At 35.1% G+C, this 16,887-nt stretch carries 15 protein-coding genes; 13 read left to right on the forward strand and 2 right to left on the reverse strand.

What is annotated here, in order from left to right; all coding sequences use genetic code 11:
* Positions 1-67: 67 nt before the first annotated feature.
* From selD to OL233_RS07040, 6 genes are all read left to right on the forward strand, one after another.
* The gene (gene selD / locus OL233_RS07015) at positions 68-1,087 is read left to right on the forward strand and encodes a selenide, water dikinase SelD (RefSeq protein WP_275471626.1); all 1,020 of its coding nucleotides are present in this window, start codon (positions 68-70) and stop codon (positions 1,085-1,087) included.
* Between the two features lie 25 nt (positions 1,088-1,112).
* Complete coding sequence (gene yedF, locus OL233_RS07020; protein WP_275471627.1) at positions 1,113-1,709, forward strand: sulfurtransferase-like selenium metabolism protein YedF; 597 nt, start codon at positions 1,113-1,115, stop codon at positions 1,707-1,709.
* Between the two features lie 11 nt (positions 1,710-1,720).
* Positions 1,721-1,978: a putative Se/S carrier protein gene (locus OL233_RS07025; RefSeq protein ID WP_275471628.1), complete on the forward strand. Its 258-nt coding sequence runs from the start codon at positions 1,721-1,723 to the stop codon at positions 1,976-1,978.
* Positions 1,979-1,998: 20 nt separating this feature from the next.
* Positions 1,999-3,879: a selenocysteine-specific translation elongation factor gene (gene selB / locus OL233_RS07030; protein ID WP_275471629.1), complete on the forward strand. Its 1,881-nt coding sequence runs from the start codon at positions 1,999-2,001 to the stop codon at positions 3,877-3,879.
* A 31-nt stretch (positions 3,880-3,910) separates the two neighbouring features.
* Positions 3,911-5,065, forward strand: a complete 1,155-nt coding sequence (locus OL233_RS07035; protein ID WP_275471630.1) for an aminotransferase class V-fold PLP-dependent enzyme — start codon at positions 3,911-3,913, stop codon at positions 5,063-5,065.
* Positions 5,066-5,250: 185 nt separating this feature from the next.
* Positions 5,251-6,330: a GntR family transcriptional regulator gene (locus OL233_RS07040; RefSeq protein ID WP_275471631.1), complete on the forward strand. Its 1,080-nt coding sequence runs from the start codon at positions 5,251-5,253 to the stop codon at positions 6,328-6,330.
* A 37-nt stretch (positions 6,331-6,367) separates the two neighbouring features.
* On the opposite strand, the gene OL233_RS07045 is transcribed toward OL233_RS07040, so the two are convergent.
* Positions 6,368-7,813 (reverse strand): sugar porter family MFS transporter, encoded by a 1,446-nt coding sequence (locus tag OL233_RS07045; RefSeq protein WP_275471632.1) that lies wholly within the window; start codon positions 7,811-7,813, stop codon positions 6,368-6,370.
* Positions 7,814-8,002: 189 nt separating this feature from the next.
* Here OL233_RS07045 and OL233_RS07050 point away from each other — a divergent pair, with 189 nt between their 5' ends.
* The 4 genes from OL233_RS07050 (at position 8,003) to OL233_RS07065 (ending at position 12,878) form a co-directional block, all read left to right on the forward strand.
* Positions 8,003-9,577 carry a xylulokinase gene (locus OL233_RS07050; protein WP_275471655.1) on the forward strand — a complete coding sequence of 525 codons (1,575 nt, stop codon included), beginning with the start codon at positions 8,003-8,005 and terminating at the stop codon, positions 9,575-9,577.
* Between the two features lie 21 nt (positions 9,578-9,598).
* Positions 9,599-10,297, forward strand: coding sequence for an L-ribulose-5-phosphate 4-epimerase (locus OL233_RS07055; protein ID WP_275471633.1), 699 nt, complete (start codon positions 9,599-9,601; stop codon positions 10,295-10,297).
* Positions 10,298-10,324: 27 nt separating this feature from the next.
* Entirely contained in the window at positions 10,325-11,749 is a 1,425-nt protein-coding gene (araA, locus tag OL233_RS07060) for an L-arabinose isomerase (protein ID WP_275471634.1), read from the forward strand.
* Positions 11,750-11,837: 88 nt separating this feature from the next.
* Entirely contained in the window at positions 11,838-12,878 is a 1,041-nt protein-coding gene (locus tag OL233_RS07065; protein ID WP_275471635.1) for an aldose epimerase family protein, read from the forward strand.
* A gap of 29 nt (positions 12,879-12,907) precedes the next feature.
* On the opposite strand, the gene OL233_RS07070 is transcribed toward OL233_RS07065, so the two are convergent.
* Positions 12,908-13,480, reverse strand: a complete 573-nt coding sequence (locus OL233_RS07070; protein ID WP_275471636.1) for a DUF6680 family protein — start codon at positions 13,478-13,480, stop codon at positions 12,908-12,910.
* 189 nt (positions 13,481-13,669) lie between these two features.
* Here OL233_RS07070 and OL233_RS07075 point away from each other — a divergent pair, with 189 nt between their 5' ends.
* The 3 genes from OL233_RS07075 (at position 13,670) to selA (ending at position 16,879) form a co-directional block, all read left to right on the forward strand.
* Complete coding sequence (locus tag OL233_RS07075; protein WP_275471637.1) at positions 13,670-14,455, forward strand: hypothetical protein; 786 nt, start codon at positions 13,670-13,672, stop codon at positions 14,453-14,455.
* Positions 14,456-14,766: 311 nt separating this feature from the next.
* On the forward strand, positions 14,767-15,243 hold the full coding sequence (locus OL233_RS07080) for a hypothetical protein (protein ID WP_275471638.1): 477 nt from the start codon (positions 14,767-14,769) through the stop codon (positions 15,241-15,243).
* A gap of 229 nt (positions 15,244-15,472) precedes the next feature.
* Positions 15,473-16,879 carry an L-seryl-tRNA(Sec) selenium transferase gene (gene selA, locus OL233_RS07085; RefSeq protein WP_275471639.1) on the forward strand — a complete coding sequence of 469 codons (1,407 nt, stop codon included), beginning with the start codon at positions 15,473-15,475 and terminating at the stop codon, positions 16,877-16,879.
* The last annotated feature ends 8 nt before the right edge of the window (positions 16,880-16,887 follow it).

Below are 16,887 nucleotides of genomic sequence, written 5' to 3' on the forward strand. Positions count from 1 at the left end.
GTCTTGATGGCTTTAATCAAGGCGAGCCATCTAGAGTTATTATTTTGTTTTGAAGGAGAGGACTAATATGTCAGAAGAACAGCTATTTATATGTGGTGGATGTAATGCCAAAATTGGACCAGGTGATTTAAGTAAAATACTTAAAGATATTCCAAAAACATCATCGGATAAATTATTAGTCGGCTTTGATACGGCAGATGATGCTGCCGTTTTAAAAATAAATGATGATACAGCTATTATTCAAACCTTAGACTTTTTTCCAACAATGGTTGCTGATCCTTACTTATATGGAAAAATTGCAGCTGCAAATGCATTAAGCGATGTGTATGCTATGGGTGGTGAGGTTATGTCAGCTATGAATATTGTGTGCTTCCCAGAAGAAAAAAATATCGAAATTTTAGGTGAGATTTTAAAAGGTGGTGCAGAGAAGGTCAAAGAGGCAGGTGGCGTTCTAGTCGGTGGCCATTCTATCCATGACAGTACACCTAAATATGGTCTATCTGTAACAGGCACTATTCACCCTGATAAGATTTTACAAAATAATAATTGTAAAGAAGATGATGTTTTAATTTTGACTAAACCGATAGGAGTTGGAATTATTACAACAGCCTATAGTGTCGGAGAAGTTGATGAAGCATCATTTAGTGAAGCCACAGATGCTATGCAGACTCTAAATAAATATGCAGCAGAAGTCTTCACTAAGTATCCGGTTAACAGTTGTACAGACGTAACTGGTTTTGGTTTAATCGGTCATTTATTAGAAATGTTAGATGACAACTACAGTGCCGAACTTATTTTTGAGGATATTCCTTACATTAAGGCAGCATATGACTGTGCGAAAGAATTTTTAATCACTGCTGGTGGCCAGCGTAATCGTAATCAGTTTGAGCAATTTGTTGATAATAAAACAAATGATTTCGCTGTCGAAGAATTAATTTTTGACCCACAAACATCAGGTGGATTGCTTATCAGTGTACCTCAAGCAATCGCAAATGACCTATTAACTGAGTTGAAAGAGAATAATGTGACAGCTTCTATCATCGGGAAAGTTACAGCAGCAAAACCAACAAAAATCACAATTAACTAATTAAAATTTAAGGGAGTGTTTTATCATGGAAATGATTAACTGCATCGGAGAAGCGTGTCCATTACCCGTTATTAAAACAAAGAAAGCCTTAAGAGAAAATAATCAAGTAACCGTTCTTGTTGATAATGAAATAGCGACACAAAACTTGGCTAAAATGTCAAAACAATTGGGGTTTACATGTCAAACCACTCAATTAGATGAAAAAAAATACAACGTTGTGATTTCGAAAGATGGCACTATCGAAGAGGAAGCGTGTGAGGTTATGACATCACCATTATCTGAAACAGGAGAATATATTGTTGCAGTTTCTTCAAATCAGATGGGTGGCGGTGAAGAAGAATTGGGTAAAATCTTAATCAAAGGATTCTTATATGCTTTAACTGAGCAAGACGTTTTACCTAAAAAGATTTTATTCTACAATTCAGGTGTCTATTTAGCAACGAAAGACTCTGAATCTTTAGAAGACTTACGTCAATTAGCTGATAAAGGTGTGGAAATAGAGTCATGCGGTTTATGTGCTGATTATTATCAAGTTAAAGACAAGTTAGCAGTAGGGTCAGTTACAAATATGTACAGCATTTTAGAAACAATGCGTCAGTACCATACTGTAAAACCCTCATAAGGAGAAAAGCAATGGATGAGTATTATTTACTATCATTTGATTCAACCCATCAGGCTATTAAGTCTGAAACCTTATTAAAAGGAACAGATTATACGTTTCGATTAATCCCAACTCCGGGAGAAATTACGGCAGGATGCGGTTTAACCTTAAAAACAGAACAAGACGTACACGATATTGTAGCCTTCCTAAAAGAACGCTCTATCACGTGGCACGGCCTTTATCAGGTAATAAGTGAATCGGGAACAAAAATTTATAAAGAAATTAAGTAAGCAAGAGGTAAGGAGAAATTATGTCTAATATCGTAATCGGAACAGCTGGTCATATTGACCACGGAAAATCAACCTTAATCAAAACTCTGACAGGGATTGAAACAGATAAAACAAAAGAAGAAAAACTAAGAGGGATGTCGATTAATCTAGGGTTCGCTTATTTTGATTTACCAAATGGAGAGCGTGTCGGTGTTGTTGATGTTCCGGGTCATGAAAAATTTATCAAAAATATGTTAGCAGGGTCTGCTGGTCTCAATCTTGTATTACTGGTCATTGATGCTAATGAAGGGATTATGCCACAAACACGTGAGCATATGGATATATTAACCTTACTAGGTGTAAAAGATTTTATTATCGTGTTAACAAAAATAGATACTGTAGATGAAGAGTTAATGATGCTTGTAAAAGAAGATATTGAGCAACAATTAGAAGGCACAGTCTTAGAGGACGCCCCTGTAGTTGAGGTGGATTCTATTAGTGGGACGGGTATTCCGACTTTACTTGATACAATCGAAAAAAAATGTGAAACAATCGAACCGACGAAAGCGACTGGACAACCTCGTTTAAATATCGACCGTTCGTTCTCTTTAAAAGGATTCGGAACAATCGTTACGGGAACGCTACTTGAAGGGGAGTTGCATGTCGGCGATGATGTGATTATCTATCCTCAAGAAATCAAAACTCGTGTTCGTAGCTTGCAAGTTCATGAACAGGATGAAGAGATGTCTGGACCAGGAAAACGTACGGCCATTAACTTAACCAATGTTACTCTTGAAGATGTTGGCCGCGGTGATGTTCTTACAACAAAAGATAACGTTACAGTATCATGGATGCTAAACGTTAAAATCAACTTACTGCCAAGTGCTACTGAAGGTCTTAAATTATGGGACAGAGTTCGATTAGGAATTGGAACAACGGAAACATTTGCTCGCGTGGTTCCGCTTGGTGTCGAACAATTAGAGGCTGGGGAAGAGGGATTTGTACAACTCCGATTAGAAGAGCAAGTCGTTGCTCGTGACGGCGACCGTTTTATTATCCGTTCGTACTCACCTGTCCATACAATCGGTGGTGGTGTTATTTTAGATAGCCAACCTAAGAAAAATAAACGTTATGATGACTCTGTTTTAGCTAGTCTTGCGATTAAAGAAGAAGGATCTATTCAAGATATCTTAGTTGAGTTACTCGATCAACAAGGAAAAGGACTGTCTCCTAAAGGCTTTATCGCAACAAATATTGGTAAGAGTGAAGCCGAAGTGGCAGACATTCTAGTCGATTTGATAGCTGAGGGGACTATTAAAGAGATTAATGGTAAGTTCATCAGTATCAATCAGTACAATCGTATTGCAAACGATTTAGTAGCTGTATTAGATAAATACCACAAGAACTTCCGACTCCGTCAAGGAATGCCAAAGGAAGAACTTAAGTCTCGTAGTGAATTAGAGATGAAAGGGAAAGAGTTTGATACGTTACTGGGCTATTATTTAGCTGATAATCTGTTAAAAGAAACAAACGGATCGCTGTCACTTAAAGACTTTGAAGTTGTGTATAATAAATACAATCAGGCACACCGAGATAAAATCGAAAGTACACTTTTAAAAGCTAAATTTACACCTCCTTCAGATGAGGATTTGACTAAAGGAGACGAACAAATTCAGGAAGTGATTAATTCTTTAGTCGGTATTAGTGTTATTAGATTAGATCATACAACTGTTATTCATAAAAACTATTACGATGAAGCGGTTAACAGCGCACGAGATTTTATTACTAAAAATGGTAGTATGACTTTAGCAGATTTCCGTGACATGACTGGTTCAAGTCGTAAATATTCAATGCTGATTTTAGAGTATATGGATAAAATGCATGTCACAAAACGTGTTGAAAATACACGTGAACTATACTAGATGAAAGCAGATAAAAGAGAGGGGAATAGAGATGGTTTATTATTTTGATAATGCAGCAACAACCTTAAAAAAACCTGCTAGTGTAGCGACTGCTGTATTTGAAGCTATACAGTCAGAGACATTAGGAAACCCGTCTAGAGGTGCTCACGAACCCTCTCTTAATGCTTTTAGAAGCTTGTATCAAACTCGACTTAAAGTAGCAGAACTGTTCCACGTATCTAATGAGTTAAATATAGGCTTTACAATGAATGCGACAATGGCTTTAAATATCGCGATTAAAGGATTAATACCAGACAATAGTCATGTTATTTCGACCGTATTAGAACACAATTCAGTCTTACGCCCCCTTTATCAGTTAGAAGCTAAAGGTGTTACGACATCTTTTGTAAGCTATGATAGAGAAGCCAATCAGTTGAACTATGATGATTTTGAAAAGTTGCTAACACCTGAAACTAAAGCGGTCGTTTGTACTCATGGTTCAAATGTATTGGGAGATATTCTTGATTTGACTTTTATTTCAGAATTTTGTCAAAAGCATGAGTTGATGTTACTAGTAGATGCTTCACAAACAGCTGGTGTTTGCGACATTAATTTTGATGAATTAAATTTAACTGTGTTATGTTTCACTGGTCATAAATCACTGTATGGGCCTCAAGGAACGGGTGGTTTAATTGTAAATGATGACGCTGCGGTAACACCGTTACTTGTCGGCGGCAGTGGGTCACACTCTTTTTCAAAAACACAACCATCTGAACTACCAGACTTGTTAGAAGCGGGTACAGCAAATATCCATAGTTTAATGGGTCTTAATGCAGGACTTGATTATGTCACTGATAATACAGTGACCAAGTTACATCATACGCAAAAAGAGTTAGCTAGAACATTTTATGAGAGCTTATGTCTTATTCCTGAACTTATCTTTTACGGGACAACTAATTTCGACAATAAGACAGGAATAGTGTCATTAAATATCAAAGATATTTCCGCTGCAACTGTAGCAAATGATCTTTCAGAATATTATAATATAGCCGTAAGGCCAGGAGCACACTGTGCACCTCTTGTTCATCAGACCTTCGGCACTGAAGAACAAGGTATGGTTCGATTTTCTTTCTCTAGTTTTAATACAGTAGAAGAAGTTAACTATGCCGTGAATGCGATGAAGGAATTGGTTGAAAAATATAAATAAAACACTTAAAACCGATTCTCAAAATAAGCGAGTATCGGTTTTAAGTGTTTTATAAGCTATACGTCTAGTGTATGCTAATGGTGTTGTATAATTAAATGAAAGATTATGTTTCATTATTATGGTAATCCCTTCTTTTATTTGGTAATCTATTAGATAGTAAAGATAGGGTTGGAAAGGATAGCTAAATGACTAGATCAAAATATCAAGTAATTGCTGATGATATTAGAGATAGAATTATATCTGATAAATATCAAATTGATAAAGCAATTCCGCCAGAGTTACAGCTACAAAAAGATTACAATGTTAGCAGACACACGGTTCGTCAAGCTATTGCCCAATTAGTTAATGAAGGCTATTTACGGAAAGAAAAGGGTTCTGGAACATACGTTGACTCAAAGTATAAAAGTGATAATGATAGTTCTCAGCAAATGAAAACGATAGGGGTAGTAACCACCTATTTATCAGACTATATTTTTCCATCTATTATTAGGGGGATTGAAAATAAACTTAGAGAGAAAGGGTATTCATTATTACTTGCTAGCACAAATAATGACTATGAGCTTGAAAAGCATTGTTTAGAAAAAATGGTAGATTATCACGTTGATGGTTTGATTATAGAACCTACCAAAAGTAATCAATACAACCCCAATCTAGGTTTATATGTTAACTTACGTGAAAAGGGGATTCCTATGGTGATGATTGATGCTGTATATGAAGAACTTAATGCCTCATATATCTGTGTAGATGATGTCAAAAGTGGGTTTTTAGCTACCGAATATCTTATTAAGAATAATCATAAAAATTTACTTTTTATAACTAAAATTGATGATCTCCAAGGAAAATACCGTATGAAAGGTTTTATAAAAGCCTGTGAGGAACATGATGTTACATTCTCTTCAGATACGATTATTACTTATACTACCGAGACTCGAAAAGAAGTAGTGGCTCAAGCTATTGACTGTATTAAGAAAAACAACTCTATAACAGGAATTGTTTGTTACAATGATCAAATTGCAAACTCGTTAGCTCTCTCATTAACAGAGTTAGGCTATAGTATTCCGGATGATTATTCAATTGTTGGAAATGATGATTCTTCGTTAAGTCGTTTTGGTAATATAAAATTGACTACTCTAAATCATCCGAAAGAAGTTATGGGAAAAGATGCTGCTAACTGGATTATTCAAACTATTGAACAAGGAAAACCGTCAGAAAATATTTTGTATGACCCGGAATTAATAATTCGAGAATCTGTAAAAGAAATATAAAAAGCATGTAGAATTCATAATTCTACATGCTTTTTCATTAGTTTAGATTTTTTGCAGCTTCTGTTTCGATTTCTTCTAATGTACGTCCACGTGTTTCAGGAACAAAGAAGTGAACAAATAGAACACCTAGAATACAAATAATTCCAAAAATTGCGAAAACCATTTCTTGAGACATTGATGCGATCATAACTGGGAATAAAAGACCTACCAGGAATGAACCTATCCAGTTGAATGAAGAAGCAAGTCCCGATGCGCGACCTCGAATTGCTAGCGGGAAAATCTCTCCAACAAGAACCCATGTTAATGGTGCCCATGTACATGAATAGAAAGCGACATATATACATAAGAAGACGACAATTAACATAGGATTTGTTTCGGTTTTTATAACACTGTTCAAAATTGCAGGAAGTATAAAAGAAAGACCCATGACAGTCCCACCAATTTTTAAGAGTGTTTTTCTGTTAAATTTATCAGCAATAACTAAGAAGAACAATGCTCCGATAACAAGGATAATTCCTTGGATAATAGGCCACATAAGTGCTTCACTTGCAGCATGTCCCGTAGCATTCTCAATAATTAATGGAATATAATAGAAAATTGCATTAGCTCCTTGAAATTGTTGAAAGGCAGCAACGCCAATTCCAGCAATCACTAATGGGCGGTATTTACCGGTAGTCAATGTTTTCCAACTTGTTATTTCCATAGCATGTTCTTCTTGTTTAGCAGTCGCTATTATTTGTTTTAATTCTGATTCAACTTCTTCAGGTTTTCTAATATAACTAAGTACTCTTTTAGCTTCATCTAATTTATTCATTTTAACTAAGAATCTAGGAGATTCTGGAAGAGCGAGTACACCAAAAACTAAAATTATTGCTGGAACTGCAGCTAAACCTAACATCAAACGCCATGCTAATGTTTCAGGGAGACCTTTGAGTAAATAGTCAACAATATAAGATAAAAGCATTCCTGATACAATCATAACTTGGTTTATTCCTGATAACCGTCCACGCATATGAGCTGGAGCCATCTCAGACATATAAGATGGGACAAGTGCTGATGCAGCACCAACTGCTAATCCTAGTAAAACCCTTACAATAATTAAATACATTTGACCATTGTGAGGGGAAAGTGCAGATAATACAGATCCTATAATAAAAAGGACTGCTGCTATTAATATCATCTTTCGACGTCCCAATTTATCAGATAAAAGACCAGCCAAAGCGCCACCAGCAATAGCCCCTAACATTAGCGAAGAGGTTATCCATCCAATTATTAAAGCATTTCCTTCTAATCCCCAGTCACTCTGTAGAAAAGGTAGAGCACCTGTCATTACACCAATATCATATCCGAATAAAATACCACCAAATGCTCCAAAAAAGTAAATAAATGAAGCAGAGATTTTTTTTTCTTGTTCCATAGTAGATTTACAACTCCTTAAATTTTTACTTTCAATTTGATCGTCTTTCGTAAGCGCTTTAATCATACAATATTTGTACGTACAAAACAATGCTTTTTAAGATATTTTTGAAATAAAATAGATTATATGTTGACATGTACGTACAAAAGTTGTAAATTAACGTTGTGAGCGTTTCACAAAAAAACAATTTGATCGTTGTATTAATACATAAGGGGGGGCGTTATTATCAATAAAAATGAGTTGAAAGCACAAACGATGTTAGATATCATAGATGGCCGTACATCTTTAGGCGTTGAGTTTGGATCAACAAGAATAAAAGCCGTTTTGATAGATTCTAACTTCAATACTATTGCAACAGGTAGCTATGATTGGGAAAACCGCTTAGAGGATGGTATTTGGACCTACAGCCTTGAAGATATTTGGAAGGGCTTACGAATTAGTTATAGAAAAATGGTTGCTCATGTTTTTGAAGAATATGGTGAGACATTAACAACGATTGGTTCTATAGGTTTCAGTGCTATGATGCATGGTTATTTACCATTTGATTCATCCGATAAACTATTAGTTCCATTTAGAACATGGCGTAATGCAATAACCCAAGAAGCTGAAACTATTTTGACCAAGGAGTTCGAGTTTAATATTCCGCAACGTTGGAGTATTGCACATCTTTATCAAGCCATACTCAACAAAGAAGAACATGTTAAGTCCATTCATTTTTTAACAACATTATCTGGATACGTTCATTGGCAGCTTACTGGCGAGAAAGTGTTAGGTATTGGTGATGCATCTGGGATGTTTCCTATTGATACAACAACTAAAACGTATGATTCAACTATGAAAAAAACATTTGATTATTTAATCGAAAAAGAAAATGTTTCTTTAGATTTAAATTCAATTTTACCAAAAGTACTTTTAGCTGGTGATAAGGCAGGAACTTTAACAAAAGAAGGAGCTTATCTTATTGATCCTACAGGGAACTTGAAACCTGGAATTCCGTTGTGTCCGCCTGAAGGTGATGCAGGTACCGATATGGTCGCTACTAATAGTGTGGCCGTAAGAACGGGTAATATTTCAGCAGGAACATCAGCATTTGCAATGTTTGTTTTAGAATCTGATTTAAAAGAAGTTCATCCGGAAATAGATATTGTAACAACACCATCCGGAGATTTAGTAGGCATGGTTCATACTAATAATTGCTCATCTGATATCAATGCTTGGATGTCTATTTTTGAAGAGTTTAGCCAAAGCTTAGGGCTTGATATAAGTAGAGAAAAATTATTCACTATTCTATTCCAAAAAGCTCTTGAGGCTAATTTAGATTGCGGTGGTTTATTATCATATGGTTATTTTTCAGGTGAAAATATAACGGGTATGAATGAAGGTCGTCCTTTATTTGTCAGAAACCCTGATAGTCACTTTAATTTAGCTAATTTTATGAGAACACATCTAGCAACGGCTTTTGGTGCTATGAGAATAGGAATTGATATTTTGAAACAAGAAAATATTCAAATTGATAGTCTTGTAGGTCATGGTGGAATTTTTAAAACACCAGAAGTTGCACAACGTATTTTAGCGTCAGCGATGGAAGCACCTGTCACTGTACTTAAAACAGCTGGCGAGGGCGGTGCCTGGGGCATAGCTTTATTGGCTTCTTATTTATTAGAGGATTCTGAAATACCTCTACAAGAATTCTTAACTGAAGGTGCGTTCGGTTCTGATACAGGTGTGACTATTACACCAACTACGGAAGAAATACAAGGATATGATCATTTTATGAGTCGTTATAAAAAGGGACTAAGTATTGAAAAACAAGCTATAGATAGTTTGTAAGTAAAGGTGGGAATTAGTTTTATGTTAGAAGCATTAAAAGAAGAAGTATTTCAAGCCAACTTAGAACTCCCAAAACAAGGTTTAATTAAGTATACTTGGGGAAATGTAAGTGCTTTCGATAAAGAATCAGGTTATTTTATTATTAAGCCAAGTGGGGTTAGTTATGAAAATATGAAAGCCTCTGACATGGTTGTGGTTGATTTAGATAATAATGTGATAGAAGGAGCTTTAAATCCCTCTTCAGATACGTCCACTCATGCTGTAATCTATAAAGAATTTCCTGAAATAGGGGGTATTGTCCATACACATTCAACCTGGGCAACAATTTGGGCACAAGCTGGGTTAGATGTCCCAGCCATGGGAACGACACATGCCGATACATTTTATGGACCAGTTCCGTGTGCACGCTTCTTGACTCAAGAAGAAATTGATAATGGTTATGAGCACGAAACAGGAAATGTGATCATTGAAACATTTAAGCAACGAAACTTAGATCCGATGGAAATTCCTGGAGTCTTACTCCATGGTCATGGTCCATTCACTTGGGGAAAAGATGCTAGTAGTGCTGTTATGAATGCTGTTGTTTTGGATGAAATTTGTAAAATGAATTTATATTCACGTCAATTAAATACATTTTCAGAAGAACTCCCGCAACGAGTTCTAGACAAACATTATTTACGAAAACATGGTAAAAATGCGTATTATGGTCAAAAAAAATAACTATAAATTATAAGGAGTGTATTCAATATGTTAACAGTCGATAAAAAAGAATTTTGGTTTGTAGTAGGGTCGCAACATCTTTATGGTGAGGAAGCATTGAAAAAAGTTAAAGATAACGCCGACAAAGTAGTAAACGGTTTAAATCAAAGTGGTAAATTTGCATATCCTATTGTTTTAAAAGAATTAGCTGTTACTGCAGATACAATTACATCATTGATGAAAGAAGTAAATTATCGAGATGAGGTTGCTGGAGTTATCACTTGGATGCATACATTCTCTCCTGCTAAAATGTGGATTCGTGGGACTAAATTATTACAAAAACCTTTATTACATTTAGCAACACAATTCAACGAAAGTATCCCTTGGGAAACTATTGATATGGATTTTATGAATTTAAACCAATCTGCTCATGGTGATAGAGAATATGGATTTATCAATGCTCGTTTGAATAAAAATAATAAAATTGTAGTTGGACATTGGGAATCTGAAGCTGTTCAAAAACAAATCACTGAGTGGATGGATGTTGCTGTTGCCTATAACGAAAGTTTTAATATTAGAGTAGCCCGTTTTGGTGATAATATGAGAAATGTCGGTGTAACTGAAGGAGATAAAGTAGAAGCTCAAATTCAATTTGGATGGATAGTTGATTACTTTGGCATTGGTGATTTAGTTCAAGAAATTGACGCCGTTTCTGATGAAGAAGTTGAAAAATTATTTAAAGAATATCAAACACTTTATGATTTTGACTACGGAGAATATGATCAAGATGTTTGGGCCAAACATGTGAAAGTTCAAGCTAAACAAGAAATTGGAATGAGAAACTTCTTAGAAAAAGGGAATTACAATGCCTTTACTTCTAACTTTGAAGATTTATACGGTATGCAACAACTTCCAGGCTTAGCAGTTCAACGTCTTATGGCTGAAGGCTATGGTTTCGCTGGCGAAGGTGATTGGAAAACAGCAGCGATTGACCGTTTGATGAAAGTTATGGCTCATAATAAAAATACTGGGTTTATGGAAGACTATACTTATGAGTTAGCACCAGGTAAAGAATCTATCTTACAATCTCATATGATGGAAGTTGATCCAACTCTTGCTTCAACTAAGCCAAAAATTGTTGTATCGCCACTATCAATGGGCGATCGTGAAGATCCTGCTCGTTTAGTATTTGATGGTAAAGCTGGCGATGGTGTAGTTGTTTCAATGGTAGACTTTGGAACTCACTATAAATTATTAATTAATGAAGTTACAGCATTTGAACCGACTGAAGCAGCTCCTAACTTACCTGTAGCACGTGTTCTATGGGATGTAAAACCAAACTTCCATGAAGGCGTTAAATCATGGATTGAAGCGGGTGGAGGTCACCATACTGTCGTATCATTAAACTTAACAACAGACCAAATCGTAACATGGGCAAAATTAGTTGATCTAGAAACAATTATTATCAAATAAAACGTATAAAATAAAGCAGGCATAGATAATGGTGACTATACCAGTTCTATAGTCTGCTTTTAATCTATGATGAGAGTGAGAGTTAAACATGAGTAAAGTGAATGAGCTTTTTTTGAATAATGGTAAACCTGTTAACTGTATTACTCTTGAAAATAGAGCAGGGATGAAAGTATCTCTTTGTGATTTAGGTGCTTCCTTACTAAGCGTATGGGTACCTGATATCAAAGGAAAGCTATTGGATGTCGTATTAGGTTATGCTGATATCAATGATTACTTAGAATCTAATCATGCTTTTTTTGGAGCAACAATCGGAAGAAATGCTAATAGAATTGAGGATGCTCGCTTCCAATTGGGTGATGAGTGTATACAACTTGACGCAAATGAAGGAATGACGAGTTTGCATAGCGGTCCTAACGGTTATCATACAAGAATTTGGGAAATAAAAACTGTCACTGATAACAGTGTAACATTTAGGTTAGATAGTCCAGATGGTGATCAGGGATTTCCTGGCCACCTTATAATGGAAGCTATGTACGAATTAGGAGAGGATAATAAATTAAGATTGACTTATCGAGGCTTATCAGATAAGGAGACGATATTTAATCCAACAAATCACACCTATTTTAATTTAAATGGGCAGGGTTCTGGCGATATTCTTAAACATATCTTAAAATTGAATTGTAAAGCCTATACACCAATTGTTGATTACCGTTCTATTCCGAAAGGGGATTGCTCGTCTGTTACTAACACCCCTTTCGATTTTACGAGTGAAAAAATGATAAGTGAAAATATAAAGTCTGACTTTAAACAAGTGAGATTAGCGAAAGGCTATGACCATAATTTTTGTATTTCTAAAGAGAAAGAGCACACTGATTTCGCGCTTTTAATGGGTGATAATTCAGGAATTAAGCTGTCAGTTGCTACTAATTTGCCAGGTGTACAATTATATAGTGGCAATTTTTTAGAAAATATCCCTGGTAAAATGAAGTCAGTTTATCAGAAGTACTCAGGTGTTTGTTTAGAAACTCAATATTTCCCTAATGCTATCAATACCCCAACATTTGACTCTCCTATTTTGAGAGCACATGAAACGAAAGAATATGTTACAGTTTATTCTTTTTCGGTATAGATTAAATAAAAAGACGCGTAATCATAAGATTACGCGTCTTTTTGATTGAGTATGTTCACATGAACAACTGTCGGAGCATCTGGTATAGAAAAGATATTAGTAAAAATCATGTCATTATTTTTTGTTTCCAAGCCTAAGTCTGTCATCATTGATTTCAGTAGGGTAATTAAATCATCTTTTACTCGACCGTCTAATGTTTTAACATCATCAAGTGAGGCATACAATTTATTGGTATTGTCTAAAATGACTTTTGATTCGCAAAAGGTCCCCGTGATTGAATTAAGTGCTGCTTTAAATTCTTTGGATTCTAATTCGTGACGGTAGCTCATCAACTTAATAAAGGTCTTGTATTTAGTTTGCCAAATCATCTCTTCTTTAAACGACCTCTCTTTACTATTTGAACCTGTACTCTTAGCTTGGTTAAGACTTAACGAAAGTAACTCTTTTTGAAAAAGATGTTGTTCTTCATTTAATTCTTTTTGAAATTTTTGAGTATCAATTTTAGTTTTATAATTGAAATAGAGCGCAATCGCTACACCTACCATACCAACTAATCCGCCAATGACCGCACTCATCAAAGTACCCATATTCGATTCAAACATTCATTATCACTCCTAAATAGTCTTATATAATTCATATTATACACTATATATACCTTAGTCAAAACATTATTAGGAAATTGAGTTTTTTTATATAGTATCAGACCTCTTACTTTAAATTCTATCCATTTATAGACATACTTATGCAAGTATGTTAGTATTTGGATAGATTTTAAAGTAAGTAAGAAAGGAATGATTGACTTGAAAAAGAATTTAATATATTTTTTCATTGATCTCAAAGGCAGTAGGCAAGTCTTTTCTAATCAAGGTGAGGCAAATGAGCTTCTTAACTTATTAGCACAGCAGTTAAATCAGCATTACACTGATGATTTAATTACACCTTTTGATGTGAGACAAGGTGATGCCATTATCGGAGGGGTAGAAGATGCAAGGTTAATGGTAGATATTTACCAAAGTTGTATTTCGTTTGGCTTTTCGGAAGAGTTTTTATCCTTTTCAAGCCACTATCAAATTAATCCTGAAAGTATTAAGTATTACTTTGGTGTAGGTGTAGGAGATATAACAACGCCTGACAGTGTTTTAAAAAATATTGAAGCGGTGAATGGTACTGCAATTAGCCGAGCAAAAGAAGCAGCTGACTTAGCAAAAGAAGCTAGTCATTCAAAAGAAGACTATGCGTTTAAGTTACAGTCATTTCAATTCTACGCTAAAACAGATTCAACTGAGGCAACCAGTACGATCTTAAATCCAATGTTTTATTTGATTTTTGAAAAATTAATTGCAAATAATCGTCAAAATGAACTATTCAATTTAAAAGAGCGATTTCCCAAGGCTAAGAATTATGAGCTAGCTGAGATTATGGGCTATGAATTCGACCAGGATGATGTCGATGATCGTAGACGAATTTCTAGTCAGATTAGTAACCTAACGACTAAGTCTCAATATGACCTGTATAAAAAATCGAGTGATGATTTAAAACTTTTCTTACACCATCACTATAATCTAGGGGGATATTAATGCTTAAATTATTTTGTTTACTCATGATTTCTCAACTCATAAGTAATTTTACAATTTTCAAAAGAAGAGAAAGTTTATCAGATGTGTCGAATAAAGCTAATGTACTTGTTTTTTATTTTAAAATAAGATTTCTCATAAGTTTAGTTATAACGCTGTTACTGATTGTACTGGGACTAGATATAAAATGGAAGAGTTGGGTCCTTTCAAATGTACTTGTCCTTATTATTAATAGCACTATAGATTATATTTTGACTTATGCATATGTAAAAACTAAGTTTGCGAAATGGTTTCCAAAATACAAGGCACTGGTTATGTATCTTATCGAGCATATTGTACGTTTTATAGGAATTTATATTAGTGTCTGTGTTGTTAGTGGTCGTTCGCTGCTAACATTTAGGATGATTAGTGGCCTAGATTTCACATCAGTTCCTAGAGAAACCATGACTTTCATTAGTCTCACTTTTTTTCTACTTGGGACACTATCAGCCGCACAAATCATAAAACTATTTTTATCAGCGTTAAGCCTATCGAATGATAATGGAACAGCAACTGCTAATCAAAGTATTGGGATTATTATTGGAATTATCGAGCGAAGTATTATTACACTATTTGTAGTAGGAGAGGCTTATTCTGGAGTGGCAACTGTCATTGCTCTTAAAACACTTTCACGATTTAAAAGTATCGAGGAAGATAAAGAGTTTGCCGAGTATTATTTGGTAGGAAATCTTTTGAGTTTATCTTTTTCAGTTGGAACGGGGTTACTTATCAGATATTTGTTTAAATTATAACCTAATAATAATGATCCAACGATATTATGTCAGATCATTTTTTTGTTTAATAAAGAAATAAAATAACCTTAAAGAGATAAATACTACTCACAATAAGTAATAAACCATTAGTGAACATCAACATAAGTTTAGTTAAACAATTCACAATACGTTGTAATCCCTTGACTATCAAGGGATTACAACGTAATATAAGACACGAACCTAGACGGAATCATTGGAGGAATATAACGTGATAGATAAGAGTAAATTAGCATGTCTACCATCAATTAACGATTTAATGAAACAAGATGAAATAAAAGAACTTATTACGAGCCACGGACAAGACGTTATCACAACATCTGCACGAGTACTATTGGCTGATAAGCGTCAACGTTTTTTGGCAGGTGACGATACGGTAATTTCAAACAATAAACAAGAGAATACTACTGTTCTTTTAAACGAACTTGAAAAAGAAGTCTCAATTAAGACGAAGCCAAGCTTACAGAAAGTGATTAATGCTACTGGGACCGTTCTACATACTAATTTAGGACGGTCTAACCTCTCACCGCTTGTTATGGAGCATTTAACAACAATTGCAGGTGGTTATTCCAATTTAGAGTATGACGTGGCTAACGGTAAACGTGGGTCTCGTTATGACCATTTGATTGAAGTGGTTAGAGAATTAACTGGTGCAGAAGACGCCTTAGTTGTTAATAATAATGCGGCTGCTGTCTTACTTGTATTAGATACCCTTACAAAAGAAAAAGAAGTAGTCGTATCACGTGGAGAATTAGTTGAAATAGGTGGCTCATTCCGTATTCCGAGTGTTATAGAAGCGAGTGGGTGTTATTTAAAAGAAGTTGGTACAACGAATAAAACACACCTATATGATTACGAGGATGCGATCAATGAGAATACAGGAGCTTTACTTAAAGTGCACACAAGTAACTTCAAAGTGGTAGGCTTTACAGATTCTGTACCTGGTTATGATGTGTGTGATTTAGCTAAGAAGCATGAGATTCCTTATATAGAAGACTTAGGCAGTGGCTTACTTGTTGATTTAAGTAAATATGGATTCAGTTATGAGCCAACTGTTATGGATGTCCTTCAAAATGGCGCAGATGTAGTGACGTTTAGTGGGGATAAAATCTTAGGGGGACCACAGGCAGGAATCATCGTAGGGAAAAAAGAATACATTGACCGCATGAAACGAAACCAATTAACACGTGTATTACGTGTCGATAAAATGGTTATCGCCTCACTTGAAGCCACAATGTCTCTTTATCGTGATGAAAAACAAGCTTTAGAGCATATCCCAACACTTCAAATGCTAACTATGACAAAAGAAGAGGCTGATACACGTGCTACTTTGTATGCTGAAAAATTAGAAGCATTAGACTTAGATCTTACCATCACTAAAAAAGAAGCTTTTTCTCAAGTCGGGGGAGGCTCATATCCTGGCGAAGAAATCCCAAGCGTTGTCTTAAGTCTTCGTTCAGACGCGTTGTCTACAAGTCAGTTAGAAATGAAGCTTCGACAAGTTGAGGTGCCTGTGGTGGCACGTATTAAAGATGATGAGTTGATTTTAGATGTTAGAACTATCTCAGAAACGGATTTTGATTATGTTTTAACAGCATTTAAAGATGTTTTAAAATAAAAATAGAG

This window comes from Vagococcus proximus (assembly GCF_029143285.1).
Taxonomy (GTDB): Bacteria; Bacillota; Bacilli; order Lactobacillales; family Vagococcaceae; genus Vagococcus_D; species Vagococcus_D proximus.

What these genes read in the sequence shown, in the direction of transcription:
- selD (WP_275471626.1), top strand. Translation starts at nt 68, where the DNA reads ATGTCAGAAGAACAGCTATTTATATGTGGTGGATGTAATGCCAAAATT.
- yedF (WP_275471627.1), top strand. Translation starts at nt 1,113, where the DNA reads ATGGAAATGATTAACTGCATCGGAGAAGCGTGTCCATTACCCGTTATT.
- OL233_RS07025 (WP_275471628.1), top strand. Translation starts at nt 1,721, where the DNA reads ATGGATGAGTATTATTTACTATCATTTGATTCAACCCATCAGGCTATT.
- selB (WP_275471629.1), top strand. Translation starts at nt 1,999, where the DNA reads ATGTCTAATATCGTAATCGGAACAGCTGGTCATATTGACCACGGAAAA.
- OL233_RS07035 (WP_275471630.1), top strand. Translation starts at nt 3,911, where the DNA reads ATGGTTTATTATTTTGATAATGCAGCAACAACCTTAAAAAAACCTGCT.
- OL233_RS07040 (WP_275471631.1), top strand. Translation starts at nt 5,251, where the DNA reads ATGACTAGATCAAAATATCAAGTAATTGCTGATGATATTAGAGATAGA.
- OL233_RS07045 (WP_275471632.1), bottom strand. Translation starts at nt 7,813, where the DNA reads ATGATTAAAGCGCTTACGAAAGACGATCAAATTGAAAGTAAAAATTTA.
- OL233_RS07050 (WP_275471655.1), top strand. Translation starts at nt 8,003, where the DNA reads ATGTTAGATATCATAGATGGCCGTACATCTTTAGGCGTTGAGTTTGGA.
- OL233_RS07055 (WP_275471633.1), top strand. Translation starts at nt 9,599, where the DNA reads ATGTTAGAAGCATTAAAAGAAGAAGTATTTCAAGCCAACTTAGAACTC.
- araA (WP_275471634.1), top strand. Translation starts at nt 10,325, where the DNA reads ATGTTAACAGTCGATAAAAAAGAATTTTGGTTTGTAGTAGGGTCGCAA.
- OL233_RS07065 (WP_275471635.1), top strand. Translation starts at nt 11,838, where the DNA reads ATGAGTAAAGTGAATGAGCTTTTTTTGAATAATGGTAAACCTGTTAAC.
- OL233_RS07070 (WP_275471636.1), bottom strand. Translation starts at nt 13,480, where the DNA reads ATGTTTGAATCGAATATGGGTACTTTGATGAGTGCGGTCATTGGCGGA.
- OL233_RS07075 (WP_275471637.1), top strand. Translation starts at nt 13,670, where the DNA reads ATGATTGACTTGAAAAAGAATTTAATATATTTTTTCATTGATCTCAAA.
- OL233_RS07080 (WP_275471638.1), top strand. Translation starts at nt 14,767, where the DNA reads ATGTATCTTATCGAGCATATTGTACGTTTTATAGGAATTTATATTAGT.